The organism is Halobellus sp. GM3, assembly GCF_052545375.1.
Genome location: NZ_JBQWLT010000001.1, coordinates 315,144 through 329,453 on the forward strand (window position 1 = coordinate 315,144; position 14,310 = coordinate 329,453).

Below are 14,310 nucleotides of genomic sequence, written 5' to 3' on the forward strand. Positions count from 1 at the left end.
GCTTGGCGTGTGAGTCCGAACGGCTGCTGTAGGGGATCGTGTCCAGTATCTCGGCCCCGTAGTCGGCGATTATGTCGGGCACGACGCCGCGCTCGTAAGGGGGTAGTAGCCGCCGCACCGAACCCGATAGTGACATCTCTTCGATCGTGCAAACCGTCACCAGCGGTGTGAATCACGACAAGAACGCGACGGCGGTACTCTATAGTCGCGTTTGCAACTGATTGCACAGCCGACTGCACGCCGTCGTGCGGTCGGCTGTGTAAAGACTTGCAAACGCTACGATAACTGAGACGTGAGCTCGGACGAACTGACGGTCCCTATACGGTCATATACTCCCGGACCGCCTCGGACTCGCGCAGGTTCTGCGGTGCGAGTTCATCAACGATCGTCCCCTTGACCATCACGTAACACCGGTCGGCGGTGTTGGTCGTGAACTCCAGATTCTGCTCGACGAACAACACGGTGGTGTCCATCTGCTCGTTGATCGCCCTGATATTCTCCGAGATTTCGTCGACGATGCTCGGCTGAACCCCCTCCGAAGGCTCATCCAGCAGAAGGATATCCGGTCCGCCAACGAGTGCCCGACCAAGCGCGAGCATCTGCTGTTCGCCCCCGCTCATCGATCCGGCGCGCTGGTTGCGGCGCTCGTCGAGCCGCGGGAAGTATTCGTACACCTCGTCGAAGTAGACGTCATCGGACTCGCTTCCGATCAGGGTGCCGACGCGAAGGTTCTCCTCGACGGTCATATCCGGGAACACGTTCCGTTTCTGTGGGACGTAGCCTATCCCGCGACGCGCCCGGTCGTTGGCCGGCAGATCGGTGACGTTCCGGTCTTTGAACGAGATCGTCCCTTCCGTGGCAGGGAGGAGACCGATTGCCGTCTTCATCAGCGTCGTCTTCCCGACGCCGTTCCGTCCGATCAGCGCGGCGATTTCGCCCTCCTCGACCTCGAGCGTCACATCCCGAATGATCGGCGTGCGCCCGTAGGCTGCGGTGACGTTCGAGAGACTGAGTACGTTCACAGTCACTCCTCTCCTAGGTAGATGCGCTGAACGGCTTTATCTGATTCAATCTCGCTGACAGTCCCTTCGGTGAATACCGATCCGTTGTGGAGGACGGTGATCCACTCGGCGATCTGCCGAACGAAGTTGATGTCGTGTTCGACGACGATCACGGCCATTCCCTCCTCGGTCAGCGACTTGATGAGGTCGACTGTGTCGTCCGTCTCTTCGATCGTCATACCGGCGGTGGGTTCATCGAGCAACAACAGATCCGGGTCGAGCGAAATCGTCATCGCGATCTCCAGCCACTGTTGCTCTCCGTGAGACAGTTCGTCGGCGACCACGGTTCGTTTGTCTTGGAGGTTGATCCGCTCGAGGAGGGTGTCCATCCGGCGACCGGTGTCCTCGTGGCTATTGCGCTGCAGGGGAACACTGAGGTTCTCCATAACGGTCAGCTCGGGATAGATACTCACGTCCTGAAACTTGATGCTCATTCCTCGCCGGATTCGCTGGTGGGGCAGGAGGTTGGTAATATCCTCGCCCTTGAACGTGATCGTTCCCTCGGTCGGGGTGTGCCTGCCGGCCAGCATCTTAAAGAACGTACTCTTTCCCGCTCCGTTGGGACCGATGAGGCATCGAAGTTCCCCCGGCGCGAGCCGGAAATTGACGTCGTCGACGGCGATGAGCCCGCCGAAGCGCTTTTTCAACCCGTCGGTCTTCAAGATGGGATCGGCCGTGCGTTTAGCAGTGTTTGACATAGTGAGTTAGTCCTCCTCTCCGTCGATCGTCTTCACTGAGCCGCGCTGTGGCGGTGCCTGATCGTGATCGCGCTCGTCGGCCCACGAATCGAGGAACCGCATCACCCGCGGGACGACACCGTTTGGGAGTGCCAAAATGGCGACCAAGAAGATGACGCCGAGGATGATAACCGCGTAGTCGCTGTTGACCGACGACGCGAGCGTTGCGTCGAGATACTGGAGGCTGAACGCGCCGAGAACCGCGCCCAAAAGCGTCTTCCGGCCACCGACAGTCACCCAGATGAGCGGGAGGGCTGCGGCAAGAATTCCCATCACCGGGGGGCTGATGAAGTTCCCCCACGCGGTGTAGAGAGCGCCACCGAGGCCGGCGATAGCGCCCGAGACGGTGAACACTTGGAGCTTGATTTTCCGAACGTCGTAGCCGAACATCTCGGTTCGGCTCTCGTCCTCCCTTATCGCGACCAACACGTAGCCGATGTCGCTGTTCAGTACGTATCGGAGCGCCAGATACAGCACGATCAACAGCACTGCGACCAAGTAGTACATAGACACCGGACCGAACGAGATCGTGGCCTCGCCAAATCCGAACGCCAGATCCGGAACGGTGTTGACACCGTTATAGCCGCCAAGAGTCACGCTACCGACGGCGACGCCGGTCGTGGAACTCGCGATCAACTCCAGAATCAGCGTCATCGAGAGCGTTATGATGGCGACGTAGACGCCGCTGACGCGGCCGTAGAACATAAAGTATCCGAGAAGGGCACCGAAGAGTGCGGGCGCCAGTATCGCAACGAGAAACGCGATGTTCGTGGCCCCGGTAATCTCGATTAGATTGCCGCCGATGACAGCGAACAGGTAGCCGCCGATACCGAAAAACGCGTTCTGCCCGAAGCTGAAGATGCCCGTGTATCCCCAGATAAGGGTCAGACTCAGTGCAACGAAGATCCAGATGAGGAACACCGTCGTTTGAATGACGGAATAGGTGCCGGCGATGAGGGGGTACGACAGCACGAGGAGGACGGCGGCGACGAAGCCGCCCCAGAACCGGCTCGAAGAACCGATCGTGTGCTGTCCCTCGAACGCACTCAGTGCGTCGGAGAAACGACTCACAACGAATCGCCCCCGTGATAGAGGCACCGACAAGCGTCGACCGTCGTCTGTGTGAACCTTCGGGTCATCGGTTAGTGAAGTAACTTGAGAGCCCGCGCGGTTGAACACGAATCATCACGACTGCCGCGACGAGAAGGAGCACGCGACCGAGGAGTGTTCCACCCATGTGGGAGCCACCACCGTTGATCACGGACAGGATCCCCGCACTGGCGGGCGTTCCCAGAAGCACGTTGGTCCCGCCAACGATGACCGTGACAAACGCTTCGATGATATAGGTGCTCCCGAGGTTGGGACTGATCGTGGCGATGGGGGCGAAGAGGCCGCCAGCGAGTCCCGCGAGCGCCGACCCAAACACGAAGGTGACGGCGTACACCCGTGACGTATCGATACCCATACTCTTGGCGGTCTCCGCGTCCTGAATAGTCGCGCGAGCGTGGAGACCGAACTCCGTGTTCATAAACACGTAGTACGTCACAACGAGCAGGCCGACGGCGGCCGCTGCGAGGACGAAGCGGTACATCGATGCGGAGAAGCTCCCGTATCGAAGGGCCCCGAACGGGGTTGAGACACCGGAGTAGCTCGAGCCGAAGACGACCAACATTACCTTGATGAGGATGATGCTGATTCCCCAAGTGGCGACCATCGAGTCGATGGGTCGGTCGTAGAGGTGTCGAACCACGAGCCGTTCGATTATCAACCCGGCGATGGCAGCGACCAGACCGCCGACGAGCATCGCAAGCACTAGCGGCAGTCCTCGCTCGCTGGCGATGGCTGTCCCGTACGCGCCGAGCATAATGAACTCGCCGTGGGCCATGTTGATGATCCCCATCATCCCGAAGATGACGGCGAGCCCGAGGGATGCGAGCAGGAGACCGCCGAAACTGCTCACGATGACGCTCAAAAGGCTTAACAGAGATTCAATGAGTGCCATGTATGATGAGTGTCAAATTGGAGTAACGCCCTTGTCAGGCCTGAATCCACTCGGTAACCGGGTCGTCCCAAGTACTTTCGTCAGAGGGCCCAAGCGGGCAGCGCTCCGCCAGCCACGTCGGTTCCATATTGCCGTACTCCTCGAGGAACTCTATTTCGTGCTCGGCGGTTGCCCGTGCCAGACGCACGTTATGAGTGGATTCGTGCACCTCAGTCATCCGAATTTCACCCTCGGGCACCTGAACGGTGATGTCACCGCTTTCGAGAGTCTCGGCGACTGTCTGCTGATCAGTCGTACCCGCCTCCTCGACCGCCGCGAAGTAGTATTGGTAGGCCTCGTAGTGGTTGCTCGCCGACTGATTCACGTACCGGATGTCGGATTCCGCCTTCATCGCCTCAACGAACTCTTTGTTGCGGTCTGACGGCAGTTCCTCGAAGTACGCCATACAGCTGTAGACGTCCTCCATAGCCGGGGGATCCAGTACGAGGTGGTCGTACGTCAGAGCCATCGCCAGCGTCGAGCCCATCGGGATGTTTACGCCGGAAGATTCCATCTGGGAGAAGAAGTTCTGGTGATTGTTGCCGACGAGCAGGTGCATAATCCAGTCGGGATCCTCGCTGTTGATTCGGTTGATCGTCGAGGTGAAATCAGAGACGCTCAGGGGAACGAACTCCTCACCGACCACGTTTCCGCCGGCCTCCTCGATGTACGCCCTGGCTCGGGCGGCCGAGTTGCGACCGAAGTTGTAGTCGGCCGCGGGTATGTAGACGTCCGTCCCGAAGTTCTCGATCATATAGGGGATCATCTGACTCATCTGCTGGGTCGGATTCGGCCCAGTACTGAAGAAGTACTCGTCACACAGACCGCCCGAGTACTGCTGTGAGACGAACGTCAGCTGCTTGTTTTCGCGGATGATCGGGCGAATAGCCTCGCGGGCCGCTCCGAGCACGGTGCCCGCCAGCATATCGACCTGCTCATCGAGGATGAGCTCCTGCGTGAGATTCTTGTACTTCTGGTTATCAGTCTGGGGGTCCGGATCGATGAGTTCGATCTCTCGGTCGAGTAGTCCCCCGTCCTCGTTCTGCTGCTCAACGGCGAGTTCCGCTGCCCGGTGTTTGGCGATGCCGTATATCGATGCGACCCCGGTTCGGGGCGACAGGTCTCCGATCTTGATCGGGCCGCTGCCGTCACTGCCGCCGCCACCGCCGGTGCAGCCGGCAATCCCAGCCATCCCTACTCCGGCAGCGGTGTATTTGAGAAACGTCCGACGCGATGCAGTATCATTGGTGTCCGCTAGTTTGCCTAGCTTTGACATGGTGGTGAACAAACAAAGGCATAGCATCAATGTTCCCACGGGAATAACCGATTATTTATATACTATTGATAGAGGGATCCCTTTTCATCACGAATTAGAATTTGTATGTCAACAATCAGTATGATCGAATGGATTCGGGGCTTGACTGCTCGGTTGGCCTCCCATTCGACGACTTGAATTATCCCATTGAGGAGGAGTGTCAACGTTGGTGTATTTGATAGCAAGATACTGTCTTCGGTGGGTTCGTAACGCGTCAACGTCCACGAAACGATAGTCACAGTTGCTCGCTGTGGCCGCCTTCCGAACGCGCAAAAGCACTATTCAAAAAATTAAAGAGATCATATGTGATTATGAAATCTCGCCCTATCGCGTGAGAGGGTGTATAGTAGCGTTATGCAAGTCTTCACAACCGCTACGGTACCAATCAGTAGGGCCAAAATCTCCGCGGAGAGCGAATATCCACTGGGAGGGAAATCTGCACGTCTCCTTGAAAAATAACCGTGTATCTGTGGAGGAACTCTTATCCAGAGGCCATTCACGTGTGTTAGCGGATGACAGAACATACGACAGCTGGTGACACGTCCACCGGCGCATGTCCGCTGTGCGAGGCGGAGTCCCCGCCAAGCGTGATGGCGAAAGTAGGTCACGATCTCGTAGAGCGGGTCGACGGCCACGATCACGTAGCCGAACTGGTCTCGCCGGACGAACTTAACGCGGAGATCTTCGAGCAACTCGGCCAGCAGGCACTCCACGCTGGAGGTCCAGTCTCGACGGCGGGACAGCGAGCGTTCGCCGATCTGTCCGAGCGGTTCGTCGAGGAAGTCGTCCTTCCGCGGATCGACGAGGACATTATCGATGAACACGAGGATAACCCGATCGGACAGCATAGTGACGACCTCCAGCGCGTGCTGCACTACTTCCGCCGACAACCGAACGACGGGAAATACGTGATCATCGAGACTGAACGGAGTCAGACGTGGGCGATCGGTCGGCTGGCCGGCGAGCGAGGCGAGCCTCCGGAAATCGTCGAGGGCGGCTTCGAATCGGTCGAGGAGACGGCCCACGAGATTTTCGTCCGGCGTGTCGACGAAGTGCGCGAAGAATACCAGTGAGTTAGATATATGAAAGATATTACAGCGTATACGACGGAATGGAGTGCCGAACCGGGCGACACCCTCCCGTTCAAAGTCAACTGTGAGGCGGCGTCTTATGAAGCAGACATTGTCAAACTGATCTGTGGCGATACGAATCCGGATGGTCCCGGCGTCAAAGAAACGGTGCTGGAGACAGATCTAGCCGACAGCTATCCCGGCAGAGAACAGACGCTGTACGCCGGCTCGTACGTCCAAGTGCCGGACGACCCCCACCACACGTTCGACGGCGGATTCACACTGCAAGCGTACATCTACCCCACGACGCCTGGTGACGGTCTCCCGCGTCTCGGACGGGTGATCGACCACCACCGCGAGCAGGCGATTATGTCGAAGTGGGACACGGACGAACAGAAGGGGTACGGCCTCTTCATCAACGAGGACGGCACCTTGGAGTTCAGAGCCGGTGACGGAGAGCAGACCGCTTCCGTGACCAGCGCACAGGAACTCGAAGCGGACACGTGGTACCTCGTCGGAGTCTCGGTCGATCCGAGTGAGGAGACGGCTATCCTCCACCAAGTGCCCGAGACGGACGCTCAACACAAGACCGTCTATCCGCTCGAGGAACACACGGTACACAAGAGAGTCGACTTCGACGCCGACTTGGTCGGCGAGACCGACGTTGACTTTATGATCGGCGCGAGCGCCCATCACAGCGATCGCGGCGACACCGTCGGCGTCAACTGCTACAACGGGAAGGTCGACCGTCCCCGGGTCGTCGCCGAGGCGCTCGACTACAGCGAGATGCAGGCGATCACGGACGGGTCGTCGGCGCGGACGACCGGGTCCATAGTTGGTGCGTGGGACTTCGCCGACGCGATCACTCCAGACGGCGTCCGGAACTACAGCCACGTCGAGGACACCTCTCCGTACAACCTCCACGGGGAGGCGATCAATATGCCGGCGCGCGGTGTAACGGGACACAACTGGACAGGCGATGTCCACGAGTTCACACAGGTCCCGGAACAGTACGCCGCCTTGCACTTTCATGACGACGACGTCGGTGACGCCCGTTGGGAGACGGATTTCGAGTGGACGATTCCGGGTGACCTCGATAGCGCAGTCTACGCTGCCCGTCTTCGCACCGCTGACGACGAGATGTACGTTCCCTTTTTCGTCCGACCGAAAGACGACGCGGACACGGCAGACGTGGTCTTCCTCGCGCCAACCACGAGCTATCTGGCGTACTCGAACGACCACCTCGTGACCGACGACCCCCTGACCGAACTGCTGAACGGTCACACGCCGCTGATGCAGAAGGAGGACGTCTTCCTCGCGGAACACCGGGAGTACGGCGTCTCGTGCTATGACACCCACTCCGACGGCTACGGTGCGTTCTACTCCTCGCGACTCCGGCCGATCCTCACGATGCAGCCGAAATACAAACACTGGCTCGGGGCGATTCCGAGTTCGGTCTGGCAGTTCAACGCCGACCTGCATCTGATCGACTGGCTCGAAGAGATGGACTACGAGTACGACGTCGTCACGGACGAAGACCTCCACCGGGAGGGACTCGACCTCCTCGAGTCCTACGACGTCGTTATGTCGGGCACCCATCCTGAGTATTACAGCGAGGAGATGTGGACGGGACTGGAAGACTACCAGAAGTCTGGCGGTCGGATTATGTATATGGGCGCCAACGGCTTCTACTGGCAGTCCGCTTACCACCCCGAAAACCCGAAGATTATCGAACTTCGGAAGGGAGACACGGGCATCAGGGGGTACAACACGCCCTCCGGTGAACTTTGTCTGAGCTTCTCCGGACAAAAGGGCGGCCTGTGGCGCCAGCGCGGTATGGCACCGCAGAAACTGGTCGGCACCGGATTCTCTGCGGAGGGGTTCGACGAGTGCTCGTACTACCGCCGGAAGGAAGCCAGTTACGACGAGGATGTGGAATTCATCTTCGAGGGGGTCGAAGGCGACACCATCGGCGACTTCGGCCTCGTCGGTCACGGGGCGGCGGGCCTCGAACTCGACCGGTATGACCGAGACCTCGGAACGCCGTCGCACGCCAAACTACTGGCGTCGTCCGAGGGTCACTCGGACAATTACCTGCTGGTGACCGAAGACATCCTCGCGACCACACCGGGTCTAGGCGGCACCGAGCACCCCCACGTCCGGGCTGATATGGTCTACTTCAACACTGAGAACGACGGGGCCGTCTTCTCGACCAGTTCGATTTCGTGGTGCGGGAGCCTCGCACACGACGACTACGACAATAACGTCTCGACGGTGACCGGGAACGTCCTCGACGCGTTCCTAGAGCGAGATACACTCCCGAACTGATCGATCCGTCGGTCCGGTCGCTGCCGGGTCGGCGATTCCTCTCAACACGTCGGAGTTTCTGGTGGCTCGGTCACGATGGCGGAATATTTTGCCACCGTTCCCGTCCTCCTAAAGGTCCACATTCGAAATGACGGAGCCCCGTTTCTGGACCTCCTCTCTTGGAGGAGAAGAACGACGATAGGAGATGCGCGTCTAATATAAGGGCGTATTCACAGATATGCAGTGATATAATCCCACGTCCGGTACTCATATGTACGGGAGTGAGCGATAGTCAGTCGACCGCGAGAGGACCTCGACTATGCTCGAATACACGTTCAGTATCATACACAAGGGCTGCTGGACCGCCGACCTCAACGACGCCTTTCCGGGGGTGCGAGCGACGATCATCTACTCCTATCGGCTCACCGGAACGAGCATCACGATGGTGGAAGTGACTCGGATCGACGAGGACCGACTGGACGACCTCGTCGACTGGCTGGAGGACCATCCGGTGATGAACACGAGCCAGCTCGTTACCTACGACGAGGGGCGCGGGAAAGCGTTCATCAGCCTCTCGGGCGATTACGACACCAACACCGTGCCCGTCCTGAACGTGCTCCTCCGGAACGACTGCTTTCCGACTATCCCGGCGACCGTGGCCCGCGGGCGCGAACACTGGAGCGTCCTCGCGTCGAGCCACGAGCAGGTGAGCAAGGCCCACGAGGAACTGCGTCAGATCGGGTCCGTCGACGTCGACTCGCTTCGATCACCCAATCTGGACCAGCTACTCACCGATCTCACCGGCGTCAAGGAGGCCGTACAGAACCTCTCCCCGCGTCAGCACGAAGTCCTCTCGCGAGCCATCGATGAAGGGTACTACGACTCGCCGCGTTCGTGCAACATCGAAGAGCTCGCCGAGCTCGATTCCGCGAACACGTCGACCGTCGGCGAACACCTCCGGCGCTCGGAGGCGAAGATCCTGAAGGCGGTCGAACCGATGCTCGAGCGGCCGGCGAAGGCCTCCCCGCAGAAGAACTGATCGCCGAACGCGCACACCCCGTGCTCGGCTCAGAACTCGTCGAGGTACTCTTCTCGTTCCCACTCGGAGATGTGGTCCATCGAGCGGTTGAACTCGTCGCGTTTGATCCGCACGAAGGAATCGACCAGTGCGGGGCCGAGCGCGTCTCTGAGTACGTCGTCGTCTTCGAGGTGATCGAGTGCCGTCCAGAGCGTCCGCGGGAGTCGCTCGTAGTCCTCGTCGTAGGCGTTTTTCAGCGTCGGTTCGCCGGGATCGATCTCGCGACGGATCCCGTCGAGTCCGGCGGCGAGCGAGGCCGCCATTCCGAGATAGGGGTTGCACGACGAGTCGGGAACGCGGTGTTCGATCCGGGTCGACGGGCCGAGCTCCGGCGGAAGCCGGAGGACGGTCGATCGGTTGTCCGGCCCCCACGCGATGTTGACCGGCGCCCAGATGCCTGGGAGCAGGCGCTTATAGGAGTTGACTGTCGGCGCGCAGATCGCCGTCAGCGCCTTCATGTGCTCCAACAGGCCGCCGATGAAGTACCGGCCGTCGTCGGAGATACCTGACTCGCCCGCGGGGTGTTTGCCGGCGGGGAACCGGATGTCGCCGGTGTCGCTGGCGAATTTGTTCTCCGACACCTCGAGGTCCCACAGCGAGAGGTGAAAGTGCAGGCCGTTGGCGTCTTCGCCGGAGTACGGTCGCGGCATCATCGACGCCTTGTGGCCGTGCCGACGGGTGATCGAGTTGACCATGTGGCGGAAGAACATGATCCCGTCGGCCGTCGAGAGGGCGTCGTCGTACTCGATGTTGACCTCGTACTGGCCGGGCTGTGACTCCTGATGGACGCCGAGGACGTTGTAGCCGGCGGTCTCCATCGCGCTCGACCAGTCGGCGATGATCTCGGACGCCTCGTCGACGGCGTCGAGGTCATACGAGCACCGGTCGTTGTACGGTACCCACCCGCCGTCGCCGTCGGGACTGAGCAGCGAGAACTCGCTTTCGACGCCCGCGAGGGCACGGTAACCCGCCGATTCGAGGTCTTCGAGGACGTTTCCGAGCGCGCCGCGAACGCAGAGGTCGAACTGCGAGCCGTCGACGTTCGTGAGATCGGTGAAGACGGCGGCCGTGTCGTCGGCCCACTCGATCGGCATCGTGGACTCGACGTCCGGGACGGCCATCATATCGCCGCCTTCGGCCCCGTTGTGGGGGTTGTCGAGCAGTCCCGGTTCGAGCGTCAACTCCGTGACGCCGTTCGCGAATCCGACTCCTTCCTCGCTGGCGTGCGCCGCCGCTTCACCCGGCAGCGTGATCCCGCGGGCGACCCCGTTGAGGTCCGTCCAGATCAGTCGGACGTCGTCGTACTCTGAGAGCGTGGTCATCGAAACACGGTAATGAGGTTACTATCCCCCCATATGAATTCACCCGTAGGCTTGCGGTTCGTTATATGCGAGTCGGTGGCACAGCGGTGCGTACACACGGCTCTCGAGCCATCTGACGTGTTTGTCGAGCGCGATACGGACGCTCTCGGCCGCGTCAAACGGTGGGAGCGACCAGCCTGTCGAAGGCGGGGTCGACCAGCCTGTCGAAAACGGGCACGAACGGCCTGTCGGAAACGGGGACGAACGGCCTGTGGCCCGGCCCCAAGAACGTCGTGTCGCCTCGGCAGATCGTTATAAACACTCCCACATCCACCGGGCAACGCTTAGGCGGGCGTATCGGACAGTACGGGATATGCAGACCTACGAACTGTTGATCGACGGCGAGCGGCGCTCGACCGCGGAGACGATTCCGGTCGCAGACCCCTCCTCGGGCGACGTGATCGGGCGCGTGCCGGCCGGCGACGCCGACGACGCGCGGGCGGCCATCGAGGCGGCGGCGACAACGCGCGAGTGGGCGCAGAGCGCCCCGGACGAGCGCGAGGGGCCGCTCCGCGCCGTCGCCGAACAGATCGAAGCGAACGCTGGGGAGATCGCCGAACTGCTCGCGCTGGAGACGGGGAAATGCCTCTCGACCGCCGAGGGGGAGGTCGCCGAGAGCGCCGCGCAGTTCCGCTTTTACGCCGGCGTCACAGACAAGGTCCGCGGCGACACGATCCCGACGCCGTCGAACCGGCTGAACTACACCCGGCGCGTCCCCTACGGTGTCACCGCGCACGTCGTCCCGTGGAACTACCCGCTGCTCTTGGGCACGCGCGGTCTCGCAAGCGCCTTGGCGACCGGAAACACGGTCGTCGCCAAGCCGCCCACGCAGGCACCGCTGTCGACGATGTGGATCGGCGAACTGCTCGTTGACGCCTTCCCCGACGGCGTCGTCAACGTCGTTTCGGGCCGCGGAAGCGAAGTCGGGGCCGAACTCGCGTCGAACCCCGGAGTCGACGCGATCACCTTCACGGGATCGACCGGGGTCGGGAAGGGCGTTCTCAGGGCCGCGGCCGATCACCTCACCCCGGTCGACCTCGAACTCGGTGGGAAGGCCCCCGCGATCGTGCTTCCCGATGCCGACGTCGAGAACGCCGCGCGCGGGGTCGTCGCTGGGATCTTCTCGAACGCCGGGCAGAACTGCGTCGCGACCTCGCGGTGTCTCGTCCACGAGTCCGTCCACGACGAACTCGTCGAGAAGATCGTCGAGAAGACCGAGCGGATCACGCTCGGGGCCGGCACCGACCCGGAGACGGATATGGGCCCCGTCATCTCCGAGGAGGACCGCGAGGACGTGCTCTCGTACATCGATTCGGCCACGGAGGAGGGCGCGACGCTGTTGACTGGCGGTGGGGTCCCCGACGACCCCGACCTCGCGGACGGGAACTTCGTCGAACCGACCGTCTTCGACGACGTCACCCCCGATATGACGATCGGCCGCGAGGAGATCTTCGGGCCGGTGTTGGCGGTCGTCCCGGTCGCGTCGACCGAGGAAGCGATCGAGGTCGCCAACGACTCGCCGTACGCGCTCGCGGCGGCGCTGTGGACCGAGAGTCTGGAGGCGACGCGCCTGGCCGACCGACTCGACCACGGGCTCGTGGCGATCAACACCTTCCCGGTGTCGATGCCGCAGAGCCCGTGGGGCGGCAACAAAGAGAGCGGTATCGGCCGCGAAGGCGGTCTCGAGGGCGTCGAGGCGTTCACGACGGTCGACAGCGTCGTCGTCGAGTTCGACGAGATGGAGGACCCCTACTGATGGGCCAGACGGTCGTCGTCGGGCGGATCAAACACGAGACGAACACGTTCTCGTCGCTTTCGACCGGCCGCGAGGAGTTCGCGGCCACTTCGTTGTACCGCGGCGAAGCGATCGTCCCCGAGTTCCGCGGGACGAACACCGACCTCGGGGGCTTCCTCCGCGTCGGCGAAGAGCGCGGCTGGGAGGTCGTTCCGACGATCGCCGCGAACGCCACGCCGGGCGGGATCGTCACCGCCGAGGCGCTCGATGACTTCGTCGAGACGCTCCTCGGGGGGATCGACGAGGCGGACCCCGACGCCGTCCTGTTGGGGCTCCACGGCGCGATGGTCTCCGAGCGCGACCGCGACGGCGACGGCTATATCCTCGAGCGCGTGCGCGAGTCCGTCGGCGAGGGCGTGCCGGTGATGGCGACGCTCGACCTCCACGCGAACGTCTCCGACCGGATGGCCGAGAACGCCGACGGGCTCTTCGGATACGACACCTACCCGCACGTCGACATCGGCGACACGGGCGAGGAGGCCGCGCAGGCGATGGCCGCGACGCTCTCGGGCGGTCTCGACCCGACAGTGGTCGTCGAGCGCGCGCCGCTGTTACCGCCGCTGCCGGTGCTGCAGACCGCGGACGAGCCGATGCGCTCGCTGCTCGCCGCCGCGGCCGACGCCGAGTCGGCGCGGGTCCCGGACGTGTCCGTGTTCGGCGGCTTCGCCTACGCCGACGTCCCCGAGGCGGGATTCAGCGTCGTCGGAGTGACCGACGGGTCACTCGAAGACGACGCGCGGGGAGCTTGCGCCGACATCGCCGCCGACGCGGCGGCTCGACGCCGCGAGTTCGACCGGGCGTACACGAGCGTCGGGGAGGCCGTCGAGGAGGCGACCGCGTGGGATGCGGCTGAGGGGCCGCTGCTGCTCGCCGACGTCGCGGACAACCCCGGCGGTGGGAGCGCGGAGGACGGCACGGTTCTCCTCGACGCGCTCTTGGACGCCGGCGTCGAGGGCGCCGCTGTCGCCGCGATCTACGATCCGGCGGCGGTCGACGCGGCAGTCGACGCCGGCGTGGGAGCCTCGCTCTCCGTCGAGCTCGGCGGGCACATCGAGGACAACGGGGACCCCATCTCTGTCGACGCGTCCGTCCGGCTGCTCTCGGACGGGACGTATCGGAATCAGGGGCCGATGTCGACGGGGCTGCGGGTCTCGTTCGGTCGAACGGCCGTCCTCGAGATCGACGGCGTCGACGTGATCGTCGGCTCGCACCGACAGCAGCCGTACGACCCCGAGGTGTTCCGGAGCCACGGGATCACCCCGGAGCGACAGCGCGTGCTGGTGCTGAAGAGCACGGTCCACTACCGCGCGGCCTTCGAGCCGATCGCCGCCGCGGTCCGGGAGGTGTCCGCTCCGGGGTTGTGCAGTCCGGACCTCTCGTCGTTCGAGTACGAGCACGTGGACCGATCGATGTACCCGCTCGACGACGCGTGACCGCCGGATCGGCGGGGCTACTCGGATGATGTGCGACCGAGCGCGCCGCCTTCCGAGGGGTGCAGCGCTGTGCCATACTTAACGCACCATATATATGAGACAGAATAGTGAT

General features: G+C 62.3%; 11 protein-coding genes. 5 read left to right on the plus strand and 6 right to left on the minus strand.

Annotation, left to right across the window (positions count from 1 at the left end):
• Nucleotides 1-317 precede the first annotated feature (317 nt).
• The 5 genes from ACT3HL_RS01605 to ACT3HL_RS01625 form a co-directional block, all read right to left on the minus strand.
• Nucleotides 318-1,022 (minus strand): ATP-binding cassette domain-containing protein, encoded by a 705-nt coding sequence (locus ACT3HL_RS01605; RefSeq protein WP_445085055.1) that lies wholly within the window; start codon nt 1,020-1,022, stop codon nt 318-320.
• A 2-nt stretch (nt 1,023-1,024) separates the two neighbouring features.
• The gene (locus ACT3HL_RS01610) at nt 1,025-1,759 is read right to left on the minus strand and encodes an ATP-binding cassette domain-containing protein (RefSeq protein WP_445085056.1); all 735 of its coding nucleotides are present in this window, start codon (nt 1,757-1,759) and stop codon (nt 1,025-1,027) included.
• 6 nt (nt 1,760-1,765) lie between these two features.
• Nucleotides 1,766-2,869: an ABC transporter permease subunit gene (locus ACT3HL_RS01615; protein WP_445085057.1), complete on the minus strand. Its 1,104-nt coding sequence runs from the start codon at nt 2,867-2,869 to the stop codon at nt 1,766-1,768.
• 64 nt (nt 2,870-2,933) lie between these two features.
• Entirely contained in the window at nt 2,934-3,800 is an 867-nt protein-coding gene (locus tag ACT3HL_RS01620) for an ABC transporter permease subunit (protein WP_445085058.1), read from the minus strand.
• A gap of 34 nt (nt 3,801-3,834) precedes the next feature.
• Nucleotides 3,835-5,142, minus strand: coding sequence for an ABC transporter substrate-binding protein (locus ACT3HL_RS01625; RefSeq protein ID WP_445085059.1), 1,308 nt, complete (start codon nt 5,140-5,142; stop codon nt 3,835-3,837).
• A gap of 602 nt (nt 5,143-5,744) precedes the next feature.
• On the opposite strand from ACT3HL_RS01625, the gene ACT3HL_RS01630 reads away from it, so the two are divergent.
• The 3 genes from ACT3HL_RS01630 (at nt 5,745) to ACT3HL_RS01640 (ending at nt 9,570) form a co-directional block, all read left to right on the plus strand.
• On the plus strand, nt 5,745-6,227 hold the full coding sequence (locus ACT3HL_RS01630) for an inner-membrane translocator (RefSeq protein ID WP_445085060.1): 483 nt from the start codon (nt 5,745-5,747) through the stop codon (nt 6,225-6,227).
• Between the two features lie 9 nt (nt 6,228-6,236).
• Nucleotides 6,237-8,552 carry a N,N-dimethylformamidase beta subunit family domain-containing protein gene (locus ACT3HL_RS01635; protein WP_445085061.1) on the plus strand — a complete coding sequence of 772 codons (2,316 nt, stop codon included), beginning with the start codon at nt 6,237-6,239 and terminating at the stop codon, nt 8,550-8,552.
• A gap of 298 nt (nt 8,553-8,850) precedes the next feature.
• A complete protein-coding gene (locus ACT3HL_RS01640) occupies nt 8,851-9,570 on the plus strand; it encodes a helix-turn-helix domain-containing protein (RefSeq protein WP_445085062.1) in 720 nt (239 codons plus the stop codon).
• 29 nt (nt 9,571-9,599) lie between these two features.
• Here ACT3HL_RS01640 and ACT3HL_RS01645 read toward each other — a convergent pair whose 3' ends face one another.
• Nucleotides 9,600-10,931: a glutamine synthetase family protein gene (locus ACT3HL_RS01645; protein WP_445085063.1), complete on the minus strand. Its 1,332-nt coding sequence runs from the start codon at nt 10,929-10,931 to the stop codon at nt 9,600-9,602.
• Nucleotides 10,932-11,283: 352 nt separating this feature from the next.
• On the opposite strand from ACT3HL_RS01645, the gene ACT3HL_RS01650 reads away from it, so the two are divergent.
• A complete protein-coding gene (locus ACT3HL_RS01650; protein WP_445085064.1) occupies nt 11,284-12,726 on the plus strand; it encodes an aldehyde dehydrogenase family protein in 1,443 nt (480 codons plus the stop codon).
• Complete coding sequence (locus tag ACT3HL_RS01655; RefSeq protein WP_445085065.1) at nt 12,726-14,198, plus strand: M81 family metallopeptidase; 1,473 nt, start codon at nt 12,726-12,728, stop codon at nt 14,196-14,198. Before ACT3HL_RS01650 ends, ACT3HL_RS01655 begins: the two co-directional genes overlap by 1 nt.
• Nucleotides 14,199-14,310 lie beyond the last annotated feature (112 nt).